The sequence below is a fragment of the Mailhella massiliensis genome, assembly GCF_900155525.1.
GTDB classification, from domain to species: Bacteria; Desulfobacterota; Desulfovibrionia; order Desulfovibrionales; family Desulfovibrionaceae; genus Mailhella; species Mailhella massiliensis.
The window spans coordinates 201,196-223,168 of record NZ_LT706951.1 but is presented as its reverse complement, the minus strand read 5'-3'; the positions used below and the strand labels follow the sequence as shown (position 1 = coordinate 223,168).

Here is a 21,973-nt window from a genome sequence, read left to right as displayed (position 1 = left end):
GTTATCCTTCAAACGCATCCACGGCGTCTTTGTTGGGGATGTGAACAGTGGTGTAGCTGCCGTCGGCAACATCGGCGGCCACGAGAATGGGCCGGACCATGCGGGTGAGCACGCCCTGAGGGCCGAATTCCACCCAGCGGCGCACACCGTCGCGCCACTGATGGGCGATGGTGTCCACCCAGCATACGGAAGAGGTCATCTGACGGCGCATGGCGCTGTGGATGGATTCCGCATCGCTCAGAGGTTCGCCGTTGATGTTGAAATAGATGGGGAAGGCGGCGTCGTGCCAGTCCTGCTTGTCCAGCAGCTTGGAGAATTCGGCGGAAGCTTCGGCCATCATCGGGGTATGGAACGCGCCGCTCACGGCCAGGGGGAAGCCCTTGGCGCGCGGGTTTTCCGCCTTCAGGCGTTCGGCGGCGGCTTCCACGGCCTCGCGGTGACCGCTCAGCACGAACTGCAGGGGCGTGTTCTTATTGGCCACGCGCACGAGCTTGCCGGTGCTTTCGGAAACTTCCCTGGCCACGGTTTCCACCTGCTCCTGGGAAAGGCGGATCATGGCGCACATGGTGCCTATGTGTTCCGGATCCACGTCGGCCATGAGGCGGCCGCGCAGGGAAACAAGTTCCAGCACCTTGTCCATGTCGAGCACGCGGGCAGCGGCCAGAGCGCTGAATTCACCGAGGCTGTGCCCCGCCGCGCAGGCGGGAGAAAGGCGATCGGCCACGCTCATCCACAGAGCGAGGTTCACCACCGTGATGGCGGGCTGAAGATTGCGGGTTTCGGCCATGAGAGTGGCGTCTTCGCTTTCCCAGTATATTTCACGCAGAGGCAGGCCGCTGATGCTTTCCGCCTTCTTCCAGAGATCCATGATATCGGCGGACGCCTCGGCAAGACGCCGCCCCATGCCGGATGCCTGCGCCCCCTGACCGGGGAACAGGATGGCAGTCTGAACACTGCTCATTCCATACTCCTTGAATGGATTATGGGTCATAACACACGGGCCGCCGCCCTTGGGGCGGGGCCCTTCATTCTCAACCTTTCGGGGGAGACGGCATACGCTCCCCATGGTTTGCGCCGCCCGCCACAAAACGTCGGACGGCGCGATTGCCGGTTCTTTCCGGGAAACGTCTAGTCGTAACGGACGGAGCTGAACTTCATCAGTCTCTCCCAGTTATGATGCGACTCGATGTAGCGGAAGGTGCCGGTCTTGGCGCGGATGACCAGAGAATGGGTCACCGCACCCCGCCCGGAGTAGCTCACTCCGCCGAGGAAGGTTCCGCCGGAAATACCGGTGGCGGCAAAGAAGGCGTCGTCGGCACGGATGATGGAATCCACGGTAAGGATTTCATCGAGCCGCGTGCCTTCCGCGATCATGGCCTGACGTTCGGCCTCGGACTGCGGATCGAAGCGGCCGAACATCTGCCCGCCCACGCCCTTGATGGCGCAGGCGGAAATCACGCCTTCCGGCGTACCGCCGGTTCCCATCATGACATCCACGTCCACGCTGGGGTCGGCCACCATGAGCGAACCGGCGACGTCGCCGTCGGTATGCAGCGTGATGCGCGCGCCCGTTTTGCGGATTTCCTCAATGAGGCCCTTGTGACGGGGCTTGTCGAGCACGAAGACCACAAGATCGTTGATGTCCTTGCCCACGGCGCGGGCCACGGCGTGCAGGTTGTCGGCCACGGGGGCGTCGATATCCACCACGTCGCGGGCTTCGCGGCCCACCACGAGCTTCTTCATGTAATAGCTGGAACCGGGGTTGTACATGTAGCCCGATTTGCAGGCGCCTATCACCGCTATGGCGTTGGGACGGCCCAGCGCCAGCAGGTTGGTGCCTTCCACGGGATCGACGGCGATGTCGATCTCAGGCCCGGTTCCGTCCCCCACCTCCTCGCCGTTGTACAGCATGGGAGCCTCATCCTTGGCGCCTTCGCCGATGACGACGCGCCCGCGGATGGAGAGGGAATCAAAGGAAAGACGCATGGCGTCCACGGCCGCTCCGTCGCCGTCCTCCTTGGCGCCCTTTCCCAGCCAGCGCGCCGCCGAAAGAGCCGCGGATTCCGTTACACGGAGCAGATCAAATGCCAGATTTTTTTCAGGAGCTTGCATATCGTCCTTCCTCGGAAAGGGGGTTGTTTGCATGAAGGCCCAAATACAGGCCGCAGTCAAGCAACTATAGCCGAGCACGGATTTTTCATCAAGAGTAAAAGGTCGCCGTGTAAAGTTAAAGCCCTGCTTGAAAAAAGGCTGCAAGATTTTGCAATATTCCCCGTATATCCCGTTCTTTTCCGCCGCCGAAAGAACTCGTACCGTGCGGGGCGTGCAGTCCTGCCTGATTCCGGCATGACTTTTTACCGAAATTCCGCTTTCTCCCGGAAAAATCATGCAGGAAAAAAGCCCCGCCGGCGCGGAACGCGTCAACGGGGCATGAGAATCCGTGTCGAAAAGATACGCCGCCCTTTTCCCGGTGCGAAAAAAGCGTCCTTTCGGATCAGAGATACAGATCAGGATCGGAGGGCATGACGTCCCAGCGGATTTTCCCGGAACTTTTCTTGTACTTGCGCAGGAGCACATAAAAGGCCCCGGCTCCGCCGTCCTCCTGTTTCGCCGTGCAGAAGGCGAGCACCACGCGCTTGAAGGGATCCTGCGTGAACCACTGCTGCACGCGGAAGCGCAGCACCGGCACGCCGTTGAAGGAATTGAGCCCGCGCCCCGTCACCACCAGAGCCGTACGCACGCCCTTGTAGTAGGAACTGCGGAAAAAGCCCACCAGATTCTGAAACGCCTGCTCGCAGTTCAGGCCGTGAAGGTCGATGTGCGCCTCCGGGCTGAACTGGCGGGACTGCAGCTGAGACACGATCATGAGGTCGAGCCCCACCACATGGCCTTCCGCATACTCGTCGGTGCTGGCCACGGAAAATTCCACCTTGCCCTCCATGAAGTCCTGCAGAGGGTGCCTCGGGTCCGTCACGGGAACAACGGGGGCTTCGGGTTCCACGGGCACGTCGCGGCCCCTGCCGTTCAAAGGAACGGTTCCCTTGATGGCGGAAAAGAAATCCCGGCTGTCGTCCTTTTCATCCGCCTGCCCCGCGGCCTCGTTCAGCAGCGAGGCGTCGTCGCTTCCGCCTATGCGGGCGCCGGCAAGCGCCATGGCCGTAAGCGTGGCGGGTGCGGATTCTTCCTTTTCCTTCTTCTGCGGCGCGGACTCTTCCGGTGCGGAGCTTTTTCTGAGCATACGCTTCACGCCCTTCTTCTCCAGCTCTCGGGCGAACATGTCGTTGTCGCTTTCCGCTTCGCCCGCGCCCTTCGCCTTCTGTCTGCCGGAATGCGGGCCACCCGCAGGCTCGAGCGCCCGCACGTTGCCGCCCATGGCCTGCAGGAAAAGCGCCTCATCGGCATCCTGTGCGGCCGCTTCGGCATCCCTGTTCTTCACCACCGTCTTGGGCTGGCGCGATTTCCGGGTATTTTCTCTGTTGTTGCGGGAGGGAAAATCCCGCGCATTAAGCATGGAAAACGGATTGGAAGGATCTTTGCTCATGACAACCGCCTCAATGTTTGCGTGCTGATGCTGCGTTACCTGCCATGTTCTAAGGCTTCCGCGGGGAAAAGCAAGGGCATGAAAAAGCTCCTCCGCTCACCGTGCGGGAAAAAATACCCCTCCGGGTCGTGCCCTCGCCTTCTCTGCCGGACAGAAAAACGAAGATGATGTCGACCTCTCTTTCCGAAGACGCCTCCGCTAAAAAAACTTGGCAAACGCGGAGGAAGTGACTATTAATATGGGGCACCTGTTTGCGCCCCTGGGGCGGAACATGCCCGGAAGCGGGGGATTTCCCTTTTCCGGGGCGCGCAGGGGGCGCAATCAAAGGGGCTTTCGCCCGGCGGGTACGCCCGCTTTCATTGAGGAGATAAGAAGATGAGTGTTTCCCGGTCCGACGCATACACCTCAGCGGGTGTGAACATCAACGCGGGCAACGAACTGGTCGCCCGCATTAAAGACATGGTGGCCAGCACGCAGACCCATGGCGTCCTTTCGGACATAGGCGGCTTCGGCGGCCTGTTCCGTCCCGACATCACGGGTATGCAGTCGCCGGTTCTCGTGTCCGGTACCGATGGCGTCGGCACGAAGCTCAAAATGGCCTCTCTTTTCAACCGGCACGACACCGTAGGCATAGACCTTGTGGCCATGAGCGTGAACGACTGCCTGGTGCTCGGAGCCAAGCCTCTCTTTTTCCTCGACTACTTTTCCTGCGGCGAGCTTGACGTCGACCTTGCCGCCACGGTGGTGGGCGGCATCGTGGAAGGCTGCCGCCAGAGCGGCTGCACGCTTCTCGGCGGAGAAACGGCGGAAATGCCCGGCATGTACGCCAGGGGCGACTACGATCTCGCAGGCTTCTGCGTAGGCATCGTGGACGGCCCCAGGATAGTGGACGGCTCCACCATCAGCGTAGGCGACGTGATCATCGGTCTCGCCTCCTCCGGGCTTCATTCCAACGGCTATTCGCTGGTACGCAGAATCTATGAGGAAAGCGGCGTCAAGGGCGACGACATCGTTCCCGGAACGGACCGCACCTTTGCCGACGTGCTGCTCACGCCCACGGTCATCTATGCCGATCAGGTCAAATCCATCATGCGCGATCTGCCCATCAAGGGCATGGTCCACATCACGGGCGGCGGCTTCTACGACAACATTCCCCGCGTGCTTTCGCCTTCCGTATGTGCGAACATCCGCTTCAACAGCTGGGAACACCCCGCCATTTTCGACTGGATCAGGGAACAGGGGAATCTCACCTGGCCGGAAATGCTCCAGATCTTCAACTGCGGCATAGGCTACATCATGATCACCGACAGGGCCACGGCCGACGACATGCTCCCCCGCTTCAAGTCCATGCACACGGAAGCCTGGGAGATAGGCACCATAGTCCGCCGCAAGGAACATCAGGAACAGGTGGAGATTTCCTTTGACTGAGCTGAAAAAGCCCTGCCGCTATGTGGTGAGCGCCTGCCTTGCGGGCCAGTGCTGCCGTTACGACGGCCGCTCCAACCTGAGGGCGGAAGTGGCCGCGCTTGTGGAAGCGGGAGAGGCCGTACCCGTATGCCCCGAAGTGCTGGGGGGCCTGCCCACGCCGCGTACGCCCAGCGAACGCAAGGGCGGACGGGTCTGCTTCGCCACCGGGGAGGACGTGACGGAAGCCTTTGCCGCCGGAGCGGAAGCCGCGCTCTACATTGCGGAAGAATGCGGCTGTTCGGCCGCCATACTCAAGGCGCGGTCCCCTTCCTGCGGGTGCGGGCGCATTTACGACGGCACCTTCACCCATACCCTTATCGACGGCGACGGCCTCTTCGCCGAACTTCTGCGTAAAAAGGGCTTCCAGCTCTTTACCGAAGAAACCTTTTCCTCGGAACAGGCATGAAACGCGGTATTCTCCTCGCGGCCTACGGTTTCGGCAACATACGCGGGGCGAGCGCCCTGCGCGCCGTGCAGGCTGCTGCGGAGGCACGTTTCTCCCTGCCCGTGCGCTGGGCCTTCACGTCGGAAACCATGCGGATGCGCCTTGCCAGCTCCCGCACCAAATCCGATTCCGTCATCAAGGCGCTGAAGCGTATGCGTTTTGAACGCTACACCCATGTGGCCGTGCAGCCCCTGCACCTTATTCCCGGCATGGAATACGGAGCCGTGGCCGCCGAGTGCCGCGCGGGCATGGAGGATGACGGGCTTGCCGTCAGTCTCGGTATGCCCCTGCTTTCCGGGCCAGGCGATCATGCCATCGCCTGTGCCGCGCACACGCTCATCCGCCATCTTTCCCCGCTCCGCGCCCCCGACGAGCCCGTGATATACATGGCTCACGGCAGCCGTCACGAGTGCGACATCCTTTACCGACGCCTGGCGGACGCCGTGCGGGAACTGGACGCTCATATCCATATCGCCTGCATGGTGGGCCGGGGCCTGCGCCGCGCGGAAGAAAATGCCCTCCCCTCCGACGGGCTCGACATTCTTCTGCCCGCCCTGGCGCAGGAAGCGCCTCCCTCCCGCCGCGTGTGGCTCATGCCCCTGCTTTCCCTTGTGGGGCGTCATACGCTGGAAGATATGGCGGGCACGGCTCCCGGTTCCTGGAAAAGCCGCATTGAAGCCGCCGGATACCGCTGCCAGGCGGAACTGCGCGGTCTTGCCGACGATCCGGCCTTCATCGACCTCTGGCTGGACAGGCTCGATGAAGCCCTTGCCGCGCTGGACGATCCGGCCCTGCCCCTCCCCTGTCCGCCTCTTTTTCCGCAGAGCAACGATTCCGACGCCCCGGAGGCCGGAATCGCCCCCACGCTCTCCGTTTCCCTCCCAACCTTCAAGGAGTCTGCCATGTCCGCTTCCGTTATCAGCTCCGCCATGGAGCAAAACCTTTCCCAGGGTTCCATGATCCGGCGCATGTTCGAGGCCGGCATCGAACTTCGCAAAAAATACGGGGCCGACGCCGTGTGCGACTTCAGCCTCGGCAATCCCGATCTCGCCCCGCCTGCGGAAGCCAGGCGCGCCATGAGCGCCCTTGCCGCCCGCCTTTCCGAGCCGGGCATTCTCGGCTACATGCCCAACGGCGGCTTCGCCTGGGCGCGGGAAAAGCTGGCCGCATGGCTGAGTCTCCAGCAGCAGACCGCCCTTGAGGCAAGGCACGTCATGCTCGGCTGCGGCGCGGCAGGCGTGATGAACGCCTTTTTCCATACCGTGCTGGAACCCGGCGACGAGGTGCTCACCGTCGCGCCCTTCTTCGGCGAATACCGCTTCTATGTGAGCAATCACGGCGGAACGCTGCGGCCCGTGCCCTGCCGGGCGGAAGACTTCGGCCCCGACGTGGAGGCCCTTGCCGCCGCCGTCACGCCGCGCACCCGGGCCGTCATCATCAACTCGCCCAACAACCCTTCCGGCGCGGTGTACACGAAGGAAGACATTGCCGCCCTCGCCGCCATGCTTGAGGAAGCCTCGAAGCGCATCGGGCGCGTCATCTACCTCATTGCCGACGAACCCTACCGCTTCCTTGCCTACGACGGCCTGGAAGTTCCCGCCGCGCTTCCGCTCTACAAGCACGCCGTGGTCATCAGCTCCTTTGCCAAGAATTACGGCATGGCCGGGGAAAGAGTGGGCTACATCGCCATAAATCCCGCCATGGACGATGCGGACAAGCTCATGGACGGCCTTATCTTCTCCAACCGCGTGCTCGGCTTCGTCAACCCGCCCGTGGTGGGCCAGTACCTCATGGCGGAATGCCTCGGCACCTCCACCGAAGAGGCTCTCGCCGTCTATACCCGCCGCCGCAACCGCCTTGCCGCCATTCTGTCCGACGCAGGCTACGAATTCACGCTGCCGAAGGGCACCTTCTACTTCTTCCCCAAGGCCCCGGGCGGCGACGACAAGGCCATTGTGGAACGCCTTACGCAGAACCTCGTTCTTGCCGTGCCGAGTTCCGGCTTCGGCTATCCCGGCTATTTCCGCCTCTCGTTTGCCGTGGAAGACGCCGTCATCGAGCGTTCGGCCGAAGGCTTCCGCAAGGCGCTGAAAGGCTGACCTTCCGCAACCTGCCGATAAAAACGCGCCGGGGCAAACGCTCCGGCGCGTTTTTGCGTTTTCCGACCTGCTCTTCATCTCCCCCTTTCTCATATGGACGCCGCCCGGAAGCCCCCCTCTTGGAGCAGAGCGCGCCCTTCGCCCCGTTTCTTCTTCCGCCGTCCATGACCGGGAATTCCCCGTTCCCGGCATGATCCGCCCGCCGCGCCGCCTCTTCTTCTCTCCCGTCTTTTCCCATCCGTTTTCATGCTTCGGGCCATAGGATACCGGCGGTCCTTCCGCGCAGAAAACACCTGTCCGAACCTCCAAGCCCGCAGCTCCGCGACACACAGAAGAAAAGAACATTGGCAAGGCTTTCCCGCCTGTTCAGCCCCGACACCTGAGATGACGGCGCCGGTACATCTTTCCGCCTTCTCCACGGGGGAGGTGTTTCCCGGCGTCCCGCAGCCGGTTTCTTCTCCCCGTCACCTTCTTCTTCGGCAACAAAATTCAATTTTCAATTTATTTACAAAATAAATTTATTCTTGACTTTTTAATACTTTTCAACGAAAGATGTGCTATCGGGCTTCTGCCCCAACCTTTTCTTTACTGGTGATATCATGCTGGAATACCTGCGCATACGCGGCCTTGCCCTGATAGACGACATGGAGCTGGAATTCGGCGAAGGGATGAACGCTCTTACGGGCGAAACCGGCGCAGGGAAAAGCTTCATTCTCAAGGCCATCAACTTCGTTCTCGGGGACAAGCTCGCCACCGACATGGTGCGCCCCGGCCGCGACAAGGCACAGGTAGAGGCTCTGTTCACCCGCAAGGGACCGGAAGGAGAAGAGGAAGTGGTGCTCCGCCGCGAACTTTCCGCCGCTTCCGGCAGAAGTCACTTCTTTCTCAACGGTTCCCTCACCTCGCAGGATACGGTGCGCGCGCTGCGCCCGGGGCTGCTCTTTCACGTCAGTCAACACGGACAGCAGCGCCTGCTTCAGCCCTCGTATCAGGCTTCGCTCATTGATTCCTTTCTGCCCGATCCCGGCATCATCGCCCGCAAGGACGCCCTTATCCGGGAACTCAGAAACGTGGCGGAACAGCGGCGTGCGCTTCTTGCCCGCATGGACATGCTGAGCGAGAAGAGGGAACTTCTGGAAATGCAGCAGAAGGAGATTGAAAAGGTCGCCCCTGAAGAGGGAGAGGAAGAACGCCTGGAACAGGCCCGGGCGGAGCTGAAGAATGTGGAACATCTGCGCAGCCGGTACGAACAGGGGCTGGAACTCATGCTGGGCGGAGAAGGCGCAGGCCTTGCCGCGCAGCTCGGTGAGCTGGAACGCCTGCTGCACGCCCTTTCCCAGGACGATGAAAGCTTTTCCCCCTCGCTGGAAGCGCTGCTCAACTTTGAGGAAGAAGCCCGGGAACTGACGCGCCGTTTCCGCACCACCCCTTCTTCCGACTGCGAGTACGACGCCAACGAGCTGGAAGAACGCCTGTACGAGCTTTCCCAGCTCAAGCGCCGTATGCGCCGGAGCATCCCGGAAATTCTGCGCCTGCGCGATGAAATCACGGAAAACCTTTCCTTTCTCGATGCCTGCGGTCTGGACCTGCACCGTCTGGAAAAGCAGGAACGCGAACTTTCCAAAAAACTTCATGCGATACTTGAAGAATGCAACGCGCTCCGCAAAGACGCCGCCACCCGCTTCTGCCTCGCGCTGGAAAAGGAATTGTCCGGTCTCGGCTTTTCCGAGCGTGTTCATGTGGAACCGGAAGCCACGCCCCACGAGGTATGGCCGCAGGTGGAAGACAAGGTAAAGGTCATCTGTCCCGCCTGTGTGGAAGACCGCTACCGCCTGCTCTGGGCGCCCAACCCGGGGCAGCATCCGCAGCCGCTGGACAAGATCGCCTCGGGCGGCGAACTTTCCCGCTTTCTGCTGGCCGTGGTGGGGGTGCAGGCCACCGGCGAAGACGCCACGCTCATTTTCGATGAAGTCGACGCAGGCGTGGGCGGTATGACGCTGAACCGCGTGTCCGACCGCCTGAACGAACTCGCCTCCCGCCGTCAGCTTCTCATCATCACCCACTGGCCGCAGCTTGCCGCCCGCGCAGCCCAGCATTTCCATGTATGCAAGGAAGAACGCGGCAACGAAACCTTCACCCTCTGCCGCCCGCTGGACGAACGCGCCCGCGCCGAAGAGTTGAAAAGGATGGCCGGAAAGGAAAACTGAAGCCTGCCGGTGCAAAAATTCTCTGCTCTTCCGCCCTTCCGGGCATTCCCAAGCTGTGTTCCGCACGCGCCGCCATTTTGCGCCCCGCCTCCCCGAAGCGCCGGCTCCCGCCGGAGGACCGGGGGCCACTTTCCCGGAAAGGCAGCCGGATTTGACGGAATATGCCGCCTTTTCGTATACATATTCCGTCCTGACCGACGATTCATGCCCGAACAGGGAGGCATACCATGGCCGGTTATCACATCATGAACATGGCGACATGGAAGCGTGCCGGGCATTGCCGGCTCTTCCGCCACGCGCTGGAACCGCAGTACTGCATCAGCTTTGAACTGGACATCTCGCATTTTCTGCCCTTTGTCCGCGGCCGGGGCTATTCCTTCACCCTTGCCCTCATCTACGCCGTGACGCGATGCGCCAACCTCGTGGAGGAATTCCGCTACCGTTTTGTGAACGGAGAGGTCGTCCTCTTCGATCAGATTCATACGTCCTTCACCTGGCTGGACAGGGAAACGGAACTTTTCAAGTTCGTCCGGGCCGACATGAAAGACGACATGGCGGAATATGTGCAGGATGCCGGAGAAAAGGCGCGGGCGCAGAAGGAATACTTCACCGGCCCGCCCGATGACGACGTCTTCCTCTTCTCCCCCATGCCGTGGATCTCCTACGCCCACATTTCCCACACCATTTCCGGCAGGAAAGACTGCGCGAATCCGTTGTTCGACTGGGGAAAATACCATGTGAGAGAGGGAAGGACGCTTCTGCCCTTCTCCGTGCAGGTGCATCATTCCTTTGTGGACGGCATCCATCTCGGAAAACTGGCCGACGACCTGCAACGTTTTCTTGACGCGCCGCAGTAGCGGTCTTTTTTCGCACGGCGGAAAACGCGGCCCGCCGCGGCCTTCTTCCCGTTCCCGGAAAAAGCCCTGCGACAGGAGCGCTTCCTGGATATGGCCCGTGAACCGGGAAGAGGCTCCCCGCCGTGAGAAACGGGGAATCAGGCTCAATACCGTGAAAAGACACACCGAGGGGAAGCATACGGCCTGAAAAGCCCGGACCCGGAGAGGGCAAGGGGGCTTTTCCACAAAAAGCGCCTGAAGGCAGGCATGTTCCGCAGCCACGCCGACTTTTTCGCCGGGAGCCGGAAAACATCCCCGCAAGGGTCAGTCATGATGATACGGCATGTTCCGCAGCAGCGTTTCCGCCCGGTAAAGCTGTTCCAGCAGAACCACGCGGGCCAGTTCGTGGGGAAGCGTCTGCGGGCCGAAGGCGATGAGGTGACGCGCCTTTTCCCTCACGCTGTCGTGCAGACCGAAGGGGCCGCCCACGATAAAGCACGGACGCCGCGTCGCATCGGTAGACATTCCGTCCAAAAAGCGTGAAAATTCTCTGGACGTCATGGAGCGCCCCTTCTCGTCGAGGCAGACCACGATATCCTGTGGCGTAAGCGCCGCAAGGATGCGCTTGCCCTCTTCCTCCACGCGCCGGGCCACCGGCAGGGCGGGATCGGAATCGCGGATGATGGTTTCCGTCATCCGCCTCCAGCGGGAAAGCCGTTCCATGTAATGGGCCGCAGCATCCTTCCAGAAAGTTGCGTGCGGCCTGCCGACCGTCATGATTCGCAAAGGTTTCAAACTCATTTGTTCACTATAGGCCCAGCTTTCCACGGAGGCAAGCGTGACTCTTACCAGGCAGGAAGCATTCCGCCGCATACACATGGGCGGCCTGCTCATTTATCCCACGGAAACCTTTTTCGGCATAGGCTGCCGTGCCGACGACGAAGCGGCCGTCGTGCGCGTGTTCCGGTGCAAGCGCCGTTCCCTGTCCATGCCTCTGCCCGTCATTCTCGGCAGTGCGGAACAGCTCGGCCTTGTGGCCTGCCCCGGCCCCGAGCTTGCCGGAGATCTTGATATCCTCAGCCGCTTCTGGCCCGGCCCCCTCACCCTGCTGCTGCCGGTCGTTTCCGGCCTGCCCGAAGCGCTTACCGGCGGCAGCGGCCGTATCGCCGCCCGCGTAAGCTCGCACCCCGCCGCCCGGGAACTGGCGCTTGCCTGCGGTTTTCCCATCGTATCCACAAGCGCCAACATCAGCGGCAGACCGGCCGTGACCTCCGCAGACGCCCTCGACGCGGAGCTTGTCGCCTCCCTGAACCCGGAAACCGACGGCGTATTCGACGCTCTCCCCGCTCCCGGCGGGGGCGAGGCCAGCACCATTGTGGAACCGCTGGGGCACCGCCGTCTGCGCCTGCTCAGGCAGGGCGCGCTTCCCGCCTCCTCTCTGGAGGACGCAGGCTTTACCTTCTGACACCTTCAAGGATCACGCATGAATCATCCCCGTTACTGCCCTTCCTGCGGCACGCTCGTCGTCAAATACAGCAATCCCCTGCCTACGGCCGACGTCATCATTTACGATGAAACGCGCGGCATCGTGCTGGTCAGGCGCGGAACGCCCCCTCTCGGCATGGCCCTGCCCGGAGGTTTCATTGAAGAAGGCGAAAGCGCGGAACACGCCGCCGTACGCGAAATGAAGGAAGAAACCGGGCTCGATGTGGAGCTCATCGGTCTTCTCGGCGTTTATTCCTGGCCGCTGCGCGACATGCGCTGCCATACCCTCACCACGGTGTTCGTGGGCCGCGCCGCGCAGCCCGAGCTGCTGCAGGCCGGAGACGACGCGGCAGACGCCGCATTCTATCCGCTGGATGCGCTGCCCGGTCCGCTCTGCTTCGATCACAGCCGCATCATCGGGCATTTCCGCGACTGGCTGGAAGGACGCCGCCCGCTTCTGCCCTGTGCGGAAGATCCTTCCCTCGCCTACGGCGACATTGCCTATACCCGCCCCTTCTAGCATTCGGAGTCGCCATGTTCCACTACGGCCGCAACTCAGCCGAAGAACAGGATGTCTGGCTCAGGGAACATTTCCGCAGCCGCACGGCAGGCGCGGAATTCATGCTTCCCTGGACCATAGATCTCTGGTTCGGCACCGTCACCGCGCTGAAATCGCTGTTCACTCCCGCAGAACTGAAAACCATTATTGAAGCGCACAAGAACCTCGTCATCGACACCTCTCACCTGCGCCTCACCCACCTTCTGCTGCATGTGATGGAGCAGTGCGACAGAAAGGAACTGTACAAGAAATACGGCTGCAGCCCCCGCAGCTTGGAAACCAAGTTCCGCCAGCTCGACGACGCGCAGGCCTCCGTGCTCATACTCTGGGCATCGGCCTTCTGGCGGGGGCAGACCTGCTCCGCGCAGGCCATGGAAAAATACATCGCCGTCAAATAAGTCTTCCCCCTGCGGCCGCTCTTCACGGGCCGCCGCAGGGGCCATGCCTTTGCCCAACATCATCCACGCGGATTCTCGCGCCGCGCGCCGTGCAGGACATACCATGGCCGACTACACGCGCAACCGCATGTTCTTTGCATCAAGCACCACCTTCATGCTGGCCGTGGCCGGCTACATGTCGTTCAGCCTGCTGTGGCACGAACCGGTTCCCATGGTCTGGAGAATGGCGCTCACCGCTCTTCTGCTGCTTGTTTCCCAGACCATCACGGGCATGCGCCTGCTCGTTACGTTCCGGCCGAACCTGCCCCTGCGCCTGATGCGTGCGGGCGGCTTTATTTCCTCCGCGTTCATGGTACTTTCCTGGCTCGTACTTGTACGCGACCTTTTTCTTGCCCTTGCCTTTGCCCTCTCGCTGTTTCTTCCCGGCCCCGTCCCTGCCGTGGAGGCGCTTTTTTCGTCGCTCCTGTCCGTTCCCATGGAACTCGGCATGGCGCTGTTCAGCTTTGCGGCTGCGGCCTTCGGCATGACAAGGGCGCTGGCCGTCCCCTCCGTGCACAGGGTGGACGTAACCATACGCGGCCTTCCGAAAGAGCTTGAAGGACTTACCATCGCACACCTGAGCGACCTGCACATAGGTTCCACCTTCACCGGAGAATGGCTTGAGGAAGTGGTACGCAGAACCAATGCGCTGGAGCCGGATTTCACGCTCATCACCGGCGACCTTGCGGACGGCACCCCCGAACGCATCGGCCGCTTCCTCCACCCCGTTACCAAGCTCCGCGCCCGCTTCGGCGTTGCCGTAAGCGTCGGCAACCACGACTATTATTCCGGCCTGCGCGACTGGGTGGACACCTGGCGCGCATGGGGACTCACCGTACTCGTCAATGAACACCGGGAATATCAGGTTCATGGGAGAAACGTCGTCATCGCCGGGGTAACCGATCCGTGCGCCGTGCTTTTCCGCAGCCTAGATCCCTCCCTCGGCGCGCCCGATACACAAAAGGCGCTTCAGGGCGCAGGGGAAGGCCTGCGCATACTCATGGCCCACCGGCCGGGCAACGCGGAACAGAACGCCGCACTGGGCTGCCACCTTCAGCTTTCCGGCCATACGCACGGAGGGCAGTTCTTTTTCCTCTTTCCCCTTGTTTCCCGTATGAACAGGGGATTCCGCTCCGGCCTTTACCGGGCGGGTTCCATGCCGCTTTACGTCAGCCCCGGCACGGGCATGTGGGGCTATGTGCCCATGCGCCTCGGCGTGGCGGCGGAAATAACCCTTCTTACGCTCAGGCACGCCCCCGCCTCTTCCCAAAGCTGAAAACGCCAAACCGCCGCTTCCCCCAAAGATGGCGGGGCGGACCGCCTCGTTCCTTTCAAACAGAGCAACGGAGGCTTCATACCGTATTGCCGCAAGCTCCTGCCCCCGGCCGGGTGTCCGCTGACAAACGCGCTTCCCGCGAGGCACACCCGCCCCTTCGGAACAAAACGGTCACCACGCAGTTCTTTACAGGCGAGTCTCCCCGGCCGGGAAGACAATCCGTCCGCATGGCAGTTTCAGCCCGTCCCCTCAGCCTCGATCACCAGCGCTTCCTGCACGGAGTATCTCTTTTCGGCACGGAATACGGCTGCATGCGCCCGGCCTCTCTGGCTTGCAGGAAGCGGATTCCCCACGCCTTCCAGAAAAACACCGCGATTTTTCCAGGGAAAGTAACCTGCGGTAAGGCAGCACATCCCTTCGGCAAAGCATCAGATAAGAAAAGGCCGCGGGAACAATCTCCGCGGCCTGCAGGGATGAACTCGAAATGCCGAGGCTGTTCCGGAGCTACTTCTCCCGGACAGCCGCGTCCGTCACCAGACTTTTGAACTTCCCGTACCCTTCTTTTTCCATATCCTCATAGGGAATGAAGCGCAGAGAAGCGCTGTTGATGCAGTAACGCAGACCGCCCAGTCTGGCCGGACCGTCGTTGAAGACATGACCAAGATGGCTGTCGCCCACGCGGCTGCGTACCTCCGTACGCCTCAGGCCGTAGCTGTTGTCGGGGTATTCCACAATCACTTCCGGTTCAATGGGGCGGGAAAAGCTGGGCCACCCGCAGCCGGAATCGAACTTGTCGGAAGAAAGGAACAGCGGTTCCCCCGTCACGATATCCACATAGATGCCGGGCTCAAAGAGATGATCGTACTCGCCCGAATACGCATGTTCGGTATGCCCCTTCTGCGTGACCATGTACTGTTCCCCGGTAAGTCTGGCCCGGAGGACCTCATCCGAAGGTTTTGCGTAGTCGGCAGGATCGACCATCCGGCCGAACTCGGACAGACCGGAAAAGTCGATATGGCAGTAGCCTCCCGGATTCTTGACCAGATAGTCCTGATGATAGTCTTCCGCCAGGTAATAATTCTTCAGGGGGAGCAGCTCCGTCACAATGGGAGAAGCATACTTTTTCTGCTCTGCATCCAGTACGGCGCGCAGAAGTTGACGATCCGCCTCATCGGTATAGTAGATGCCGCTCCGGTACTGACTGCCCACATCGTTTCCCTGCCGGTTCGACGAAAGCGGGTTGATGATTTTGAAAAAGTGTTCGGTCAGCTTTTTCAGGCCGATCACTTCCGGGTCATAAATCACATGAACGGTTTCCGCATGGCCCGTCCGGCCGCTGCATACCTGCTCGTAGGAGGGGCGCTCCGTCGTGCCGTTGGCATAGCCCACCGTCACGTCCCGCACTCCGGGAATCTGGGAAAAATAGGCTTCCACGCCCCAGAAGCAGCCGCCCGCATAGAAAATTTCCCTCAGGCGCGGCGCATCGTTCCACGTTCTCCAGTTCTGATCCTCAATCGTTGCAGCCGCATGTATGTCGTTTTTCATGATGGGAGCCTCCTTCGTAACGGCAACGGCCCCACCGGCAAAGGAACACAGCAGGCAGCCGGCCGCAGCCAGCATCAACAACGCGCGTTTCATTCCTGTGCCTCCTTCTTTGCCAGTTCTGCAAGGCGGTTGCGGATTTCCTCATTTCCCATGTGCCCGATGCGGACAAAGGCCACATTGCCTTTTCCGTCCAGAAATACCGAGGTGGGATAGGCCCTTATGCCGTATTGCATCCCCATGCTTCCGCCTTCATCGAAAAGAACGGGAAACGTGAACTTCTGGCCGTTTGCCCAGTCGGAAAAGGTTTTCCGGTCCATTTCGTTATGAATGCCGGGCGCTATTACGGAATAAATGACTACATCGTCACGACCGGCGTATTCCTCCGCAAGTTCCTGAAATTCCCCAAGGCCTGCAAGACAGGCCGGGCACCAGGTGGCCCAGAACTTCAGATAGACGGGTTTGCCCGCCCAGTCCTCCCGGGAAACTGTGGCTCCGCTGAGCGTATTGCCTTCCATCTGCTGCGGGGGCGTGATGAGCTGGGCGGCAATCATCCATATGCCCATGGTCATCACCAGCAGGCCGCCCGCAACCTTGATCTTGTCGAGATACGGGTACAGACCGCGGATTCTGGTTAAAAGCACCCGGGAACCCGCCGCCAGCAGCAGAAACGGCAGGGTGAATCCCGCCACATAGAAGAGGAGCAGAATGCCGCCCGTCAGCGCATCGCCCTGCTGAAGGGAAATCCCGAGCACCATGGCCAGCGCAGGCCCCACGCACGGCGTCCACCCGAAGGAAAAGAAAAAGCCGAGTGCAAACGCGCCGAGCAGTCCCTTTCCGGGAGCCACGGGAGAAGAAAAGGCCCGCGTGCGGTTCAGCAGGGGAATTTCCAGCAGCCCTGTCTGATGTATGCCCATAAGGACAATGAGCGCGCCGCAGAACACCAGGAACATTTTGTTCTGAAAAAGGGCCCCGGCAAAACCGGCCCCAAGCCCCATGAGAAAAAATACCGTGGAAACGCCCGCCACAAAGGCGAATGTTTTCTTCATTCTGTCGGCAAAGGGAGAAAGGGCCTGCCCGTCGGAAGAAAAATAGCCGAAATACAGCGGCAGAAGCGGCAGGATGCATGGCGAAAAGAAAGAAAATATTCCTGCGGAAAATACCGCCGCGCAGAGTCCGAAATGAAGATCCAAAGAATCACCTCCCGGAGGAAAGCCTGACATGCAGGCGCTGAATGTTTTACCCGAAGCGGCAGGTTGCAGACCTGCCGTACAGCACTTTGCCGGGCGGAATATGCGCCTCTTTCTCCGTTCCGGGCATCCGGCAGAAAACATGACGACGCCGTAGTTCTGCCCGGCAACTTCAGAAGGCGGATATGCCCGCCGAAAAAATGTCCCCCTCTGTCTGCCCGCCTTTACCGCATGGTGCGGCGAGAAGGCCCGGCTTTCAGAAATATCCTCTCCTCTGTTTTCCTCCCCCTTTCGCAGGAGCGGGCGTTTTCCTTGCGGCAGGCGGCCGGGCGTGCTTTCTTGCCCTCCCGGATCAGGCGAAGGAAGGGGAACTGGTTGCGGCAGCCCCTTTCGGCAGGCATCATTCGGGAATCATGCGGAAATTCCGGCCGTTTCCTTACCATGCAGGCTTTCCTCTCTCCTGCGCCCCGGTCAGTCCGCGCCGGAGGTTCCGCCCTGCTCCTTCCGGCACCGGGGGCAGAGATAGCGGACTTTGAGATCGTACCCTTCAATGGGAAAGCCCGTCTGCCGCTCAAGCTCCGCCGTGATGTCGGCAAGAGAAATATCCTGAAGTTCCCCGCAGCGCAGGCAGACCAGATGATCGTGCCGCGTATTGCCGTCATATCGGTCCGCCCCGCCCTCCACACTGATTTTACGAATCTTTCCCTGCTGAAGGAGACTGTTCAGATTATTATAAACCGTGGCCAGCACTACGGAGGGGAAGCGCTGCTTCAAGGCAAGAAATACCTGCTCCGCCGTCATATGCGTGTTGGCCGTATGAACCATGTCCAGAATACTTTTTTCATAGCGCATATTTGTTACCTGAAAATTAGAATTATTCTATTTTTAAAAATAGAAAAATCCCTCTCCCTCTGTCAAGCATTTTTCTTCCGTGTGCGGGAGGTCGGCAACACGCTCTTTTTCCGGCTCGCCGCAAAAGCGCCGCATGTTCCCGGCAAAGCCTGCACTTCCCCCTTCCCTCAAGGGCTGCGCCCTTGTTCCGCCAAAGTTCCTGCAGCCTTTCTCCCGCTTCCTGCACATGGAAGATTAAAAAAGAAGCCGGAACCTGCGTGAGATTCCGGCTTCTTTTCTGCTTTCCACAGCACGTTACGCGCGGTAGCCCTGGGGATTCTTTTTCTGCCAGTTCCAGGTATCGCGGCACATGTCGTCAAGGCTGCGCCTTGCCTGCCAGCCCAGCATGGTCCGCGCCTTCCCGGCATCGGCCCAGAACTCGGGCAGATCGCCCGCACGGCGGGGGCCGAACTCGTACTTCACCGCAACATGGCTGTTGCGTTCAAAGGCCTTCACTATTTCCAGCACGCTGTACGGAGTTCCCGTGCCGAGGTTGAACACTTCCAGCCCCTTGTGCGCCGCGGCGAACTCCACCGCCTTCACATGGCCTTCCGCAAGATCCGCCACATGAATGTAGTCGCGGCGGCAGGTTCCGTCCGGCGTGGGATAGTCGTTGCCGAATATGGTCAGATGATCGCGCCTGCCCACGGCCACCTGCGCGATGTAGGGCATGAGATTGTTCGGAATACCCTGCGGGTCTTCCCCTATTTCGCCCGAAGCGTGCGCCCCTATGGGGTTGAAGTAGCGCAGCAGCACTACGGAAAGCTCCCCGTCCGCCACGGCCGCATCTTCAAGAATCTGCTCCATCATGGACTTGGTCCACCCGTAAGGGTTGGAACAGGAACCTTTCTTCATGGTCTCCACATAGGGAACGGGGTTTTCCTCACCGTACACCGTGGCGGAAGAGGAAAACACGAAGTTCCGCACCCCGGTCTTCTTCATGCATTCCAGCAGCGTCAGCGTGGTGTCGATGTTGTTGCGGTAATATTCCACGGGCTTTTTTACCGATTCGCCCACGGCCTTCAGGCCCGCAAAATGGATCACGCAGTCCACAGGATGCTTTTCCATCACGGCAAGAAGGGCTGCGCCGTCGCGCACGTCCACGTTGTACGCGGGCACGCTCCTGCCCGTGAGCTTTTCCACCCGCTTCACCACTTCCGGGCTGCTGTTGCGGTAGTTGTCCGCTATCACCACGCCGTGACCTGCTTCCAGCAGACTCACCGCCGTGTGCGAACCTATGTATCCGGCCCCGCCGGCCAGCAAGATGTTCATGAGGTCTCCTTATAAGGATACGAAAATTTTCCCGGCATTCGCAATTCCCTGCCCGAGCCTGCATGGACGGCAGACATGGCATCCTTCCTCAACCTGCCTCCAGCCCCTGCGCGGCAGACTTCTGCCGAAAGACTCGCAGCGCAAAGAAAGCCCGCCTCTTTGACTGTGGCCGGCAGCGTTACAGCATAGGTATGCATACGGCTTTAAAAACTCCGCCGGGCAGCCTTCCGTCACAGGGAAGTGAGGAAAAGCTGCGCAGAATACCGGCCACAATATATAAAAAGACGAAGGGAAAAGGATTGCGAACCACCCGTGCCCGTCAAACGGGCATACCCATCTCAAGAGCCCCGCTCCCGGAAAGCCGGAAGCGGGGCTGGGCATTACTTCTTCAGAATGCGGGTTTCAAACACCTTCAAAGCATCGGCAATGGCCTTGTCCATATCCCAGTAGCGGTACGCGCCGAGGCGTCCGCCGAGGATGAGATTCGGCACCTTCGCCGCTTCTTCCGCATACTTCGCGTACATTTCGTTGTTGCGCGCGTTGTTTACGGGATAGTAGGCTTCGTCGCCCTTCTTGTAGGTTTTGGAGTATTCCCGGCAGATCACCGTTTTGTTCAACGCAAAGGGTTCTTTGCGTTCCGGGTGATAGTGCTTGAATTCATGCAGCCGCGTGAAGGGCACTTCCACATCCGCATAGTTCATCACCGTGGTGCCCTGGTAATCCTGCACCGGCAGCGTTTCCCATTCAAAGCGCAGGGAACGCCATTCCAGTTCCCCGTACCTGTACTGGAAAAGCTGGTCCGGCATACCGGTGTAAATGACCGTGCAGTCGGAAGGAATCTGCGCCTTGATCCTCTCGTAATCGCAGTTCAGCTTCAGCGTGATGAGCGGGTTTTCCAGCATGCGCTTGAAGATGCTGAAGTAGCCGTCCTTCGGCACCCCCTGCCAGGTATCGTTGAAGTAGTTGGCATTGTAGGTGGTGCGGAACGGCAGGCGGCTGATGATGGACGCGGGCAGTTCGCGCGGGTCGTGTTCCCACTGCTTGTGCGTATAGCCCTTGATGAACGCCTCATACAAAGGGCGTCCGATAAGGGATATGGCCTTTTCCTCAAGATTCTTCGGCTCCGCAATGAAGTCGCGCGCAATTTCCGCTTCCAGAAACGCCGCTGCCTCCGCAGGGCGGAAGTTTTTGTCGTAAAAGGCATTGATGGTGCTCAGGTTGATGGGCATGGTGTACACCCTGCCCTTGTAGGTAATGAACACCTTGTGCTGATAGCTGGTGAATTCTCCGAACTTGTTGATGTATTCCCATACCTCGGGAAGCGAGGTGTGGAAGATGTGCGAACCGTAGCGGTGGCATTCAATGCCCGTTTCCTCATCCAGCGAGGAATGGCAGTTGCCGCCGATATGGCCGCGCTTGTCGATGACCGTCACAGGCTCTTTCATCACCGTAGCAATGCGCTCGGCAATGGTAGCCCCCCAGAAACCGGAACCTACGATAAGGTATTGCATAGTGAACTCCTAACCAAATTATAAACACATTCTTTATTATATTCTTCTATAATAGAAGTAAAATCTGCTATCATATCATTAAATATTTTATTTATATTTTTATATTCACAATCTATATATAATGTACTTTTTTCATTATTATATTTATGATATGTATATTTATTCAAATATAATAAATTACATTTAATTTTTATATATTCTATAAAATTATTATTTTTATTTGTAATGTCAAAATAACATCTAAAACTATAAAATTTTGTATTTCTTATTCTAAATCTTAAAGACTTATAATCCTTATAATACCATACATATATATTTTCTGATATTAATTTAAAATCAAAGCAAATATTTTTATTATATATATCTATTGATGAAATAATTTTTTTATATAAATTAAATTCATGCATATGTTTAATAAAATCAGCTCTTGTACTAAAAATTTCATCTTTTTGACATTCTATTCTTCCAAAGTTTTTAAATCATGATTAAATTCAGGAAAAAGCATTCTTAAAAAAGCACTATTCCATATTTTTTTATCTCCTACACAATGATATATTTTTATATCTTCTTTAGTATTTAATAAATTTCTTGCTATATAAACATAATTATATTCAAAATTTAAATTTATAACATTAATATTTAAATCATATGCAAGTATAAGTAATGCTAACTCATCAGATTTAAATTTTAAAACATATTCACAATACTTTTGAGCCATAAGCTCATAAGGAATTGACTTATGAAAAACTAATACACCAGCATTAGGTCTTTGCAACTTTTCTTTATTATAATCATACGTTAAAATACCAGATCTCCATCCTATGGATTCAATAGTATTCAAATAAGAGATATCGGAAAGAACTAAAACATCTGCATCAAGAAATATAATACGATCAAAATTATTAAGTTGTAATAAATAAATTGAAAATCCTAATTTAAAATGTCCCCATTTATCTATAAAAGAAGAAATGGCATGATTATTAAATTTTTCATTCTCCATTAAAAAACTATTTTTATCAAATGAAATTATTTCAACTTTATTAGAAATTGATTTTATTTTAGCAATATTTTCCTCATCCCACGAATCTGCATACACTATATATTTATCTATTAATACATGATTATTCTTTTCGATTGCAATAATATTAATATAAACACCAACACTATAATTATTATCACAGGAAAAAATAACAGCTGTACTCATTTTATCTCCTA

General features: G+C 58.2%; 18 protein-coding genes and 1 pseudogene. 9 read left to right on the top strand and 10 right to left on the bottom strand.

Features of this window, described 5'->3' with window-relative positions; all coding sequences use genetic code 11:
- Position 1: 1 nt before the first annotated feature.
- The 3 genes from CZ345_RS06460 to CZ345_RS16560 form a co-directional block, all read right to left on the bottom strand.
- The gene (locus tag CZ345_RS06460) at positions 2-961 is read right to left on the bottom strand and encodes an ACP S-malonyltransferase (protein WP_077072360.1); all 960 of its coding nucleotides are present in this window, start codon (positions 959-961) and stop codon (positions 2-4) included.
- A gap of 167 nt (positions 962-1,128) precedes the next feature.
- Entirely contained in the window at positions 1,129-2,112 is a 984-nt protein-coding gene (gene glpX, locus CZ345_RS06455; protein ID WP_077072359.1) for a class II fructose-bisphosphatase, read from the bottom strand.
- 382 nt (positions 2,113-2,494) lie between these two features.
- On the bottom strand, positions 2,495-3,541 hold the full coding sequence (locus tag CZ345_RS16560; protein WP_077072358.1) for a Smr/MutS family protein: 1,047 nt from the start codon (positions 3,539-3,541) through the stop codon (positions 2,495-2,497).
- 375 nt (positions 3,542-3,916) lie between these two features.
- Here CZ345_RS16560 and purM point away from each other — a divergent pair, with 375 nt between their 5' ends.
- The 5 genes from purM to CZ345_RS06420 all read left to right on the top strand — a co-directional run bounded on the left by purM (position 3,917) and on the right by CZ345_RS06420 (position 10,616).
- Complete coding sequence (purM, locus tag CZ345_RS06445; protein ID WP_077072357.1) at positions 3,917-4,969, top strand: phosphoribosylformylglycinamidine cyclo-ligase; 1,053 nt, start codon at positions 3,917-3,919, stop codon at positions 4,967-4,969.
- Entirely contained in the window at positions 4,962-5,414 is a 453-nt protein-coding gene (locus tag CZ345_RS06440) for a 2-thiouracil desulfurase family protein (protein ID WP_420538680.1), read from the top strand. Before purM ends, CZ345_RS06440 begins: the two co-directional genes overlap by 8 nt.
- Positions 5,411-7,552, top strand: a complete 2,142-nt coding sequence (locus tag CZ345_RS17605) for a pyridoxal phosphate-dependent aminotransferase (RefSeq protein WP_083717188.1) — start codon at positions 5,411-5,413, stop codon at positions 7,550-7,552. The genes CZ345_RS06440 and CZ345_RS17605 overlap by 4 nt, the downstream gene beginning before the upstream one ends.
- 599 nt (positions 7,553-8,151) lie before the next feature.
- A complete protein-coding gene (locus tag CZ345_RS06425) occupies positions 8,152-9,759 on the top strand; it encodes a DNA repair protein RecN (protein ID WP_077072356.1) in 1,608 nt (535 codons plus the stop codon).
- A 227-nt stretch (positions 9,760-9,986) separates the two neighbouring features.
- Positions 9,987-10,616 carry a chloramphenicol acetyltransferase gene (locus tag CZ345_RS06420; RefSeq protein WP_077072355.1) on the top strand — a complete coding sequence of 210 codons (630 nt, stop codon included), beginning with the start codon at positions 9,987-9,989 and terminating at the stop codon, positions 10,614-10,616.
- 303 nt (positions 10,617-10,919) lie between these two features.
- On the opposite strand, the gene CZ345_RS06410 is transcribed toward CZ345_RS06420, so the two are convergent.
- On the bottom strand, positions 10,920-11,396 hold the full coding sequence (locus tag CZ345_RS06410; protein ID WP_077072353.1) for a 23S rRNA (pseudouridine(1915)-N(3))-methyltransferase RlmH: 477 nt from the start codon (positions 11,394-11,396) through the stop codon (positions 10,920-10,922).
- A 37-nt stretch (positions 11,397-11,433) separates the two neighbouring features.
- Here CZ345_RS06410 and CZ345_RS06405 point away from each other — a divergent pair, with 37 nt between their 5' ends.
- The 4 genes from CZ345_RS06405 (at position 11,434) to CZ345_RS06390 (ending at position 14,352) form a co-directional block, all read left to right on the top strand.
- Complete coding sequence (locus CZ345_RS06405) at positions 11,434-12,060, top strand: L-threonylcarbamoyladenylate synthase (RefSeq protein WP_239446633.1); 627 nt, start codon at positions 11,434-11,436, stop codon at positions 12,058-12,060.
- A gap of 18 nt (positions 12,061-12,078) precedes the next feature.
- Entirely contained in the window at positions 12,079-12,600 is a 522-nt protein-coding gene (locus tag CZ345_RS06400; protein ID WP_077072352.1) for an NUDIX domain-containing protein, read from the top strand.
- Between the two features lie 14 nt (positions 12,601-12,614).
- On the top strand, positions 12,615-13,037 hold the full coding sequence (locus CZ345_RS06395; RefSeq protein WP_077072351.1) for a hypothetical protein: 423 nt from the start codon (positions 12,615-12,617) through the stop codon (positions 13,035-13,037).
- 103 nt (positions 13,038-13,140) lie between these two features.
- Positions 13,141-14,352, top strand: coding sequence for a metallophosphoesterase (locus CZ345_RS06390; protein ID WP_077072350.1), 1,212 nt, complete (start codon positions 13,141-13,143; stop codon positions 14,350-14,352).
- 504 nt (positions 14,353-14,856) lie between these two features.
- On the opposite strand, the gene msrA is transcribed toward CZ345_RS06390, so the two are convergent.
- From msrA to CZ345_RS06355, 6 genes and pseudogenes are all read right to left on the bottom strand, one after another.
- The gene (gene msrA / locus CZ345_RS06385) at positions 14,857-15,990 is read right to left on the bottom strand and encodes a peptide-methionine (S)-S-oxide reductase MsrA (protein WP_077072349.1); all 1,134 of its coding nucleotides are present in this window, start codon (positions 15,988-15,990) and stop codon (positions 14,857-14,859) included.
- Positions 15,987-17,087, bottom strand: a complete 1,101-nt coding sequence (locus CZ345_RS06380; protein ID WP_077072348.1) for a cytochrome c biogenesis protein/redoxin — start codon at positions 17,085-17,087, stop codon at positions 15,987-15,989. The genes msrA and CZ345_RS06380 overlap by 4 nt, the downstream gene beginning before the upstream one ends.
- A 468-nt stretch (positions 17,088-17,555) precedes the next feature.
- Positions 17,556-17,939 (bottom strand): annotated as a pseudogene (locus CZ345_RS06370) (Fur family transcriptional regulator); the annotation flags it as partial.
- Positions 17,940-18,230: 291 nt separating this feature from the next.
- Complete coding sequence (galE, locus tag CZ345_RS06365; RefSeq protein ID WP_077072345.1) at positions 18,231-19,247, bottom strand: UDP-glucose 4-epimerase GalE; 1,017 nt, start codon at positions 19,245-19,247, stop codon at positions 18,231-18,233.
- A 380-nt stretch (positions 19,248-19,627) separates the two neighbouring features.
- Positions 19,628-20,758 (bottom strand): UDP-galactopyranose mutase, encoded by a 1,131-nt coding sequence (gene glf / locus CZ345_RS06360; protein WP_077072344.1) that lies wholly within the window; start codon positions 20,756-20,758, stop codon positions 19,628-19,630.
- 457 nt (positions 20,759-21,215) lie between these two features.
- Positions 21,216-21,962: a glycosyltransferase gene (locus CZ345_RS06355; protein ID WP_077072343.1), complete on the bottom strand. Its 747-nt coding sequence runs from the start codon at positions 21,960-21,962 to the stop codon at positions 21,216-21,218.
- Between the last annotated feature and the right edge of the window lie 11 nt (positions 21,963-21,973).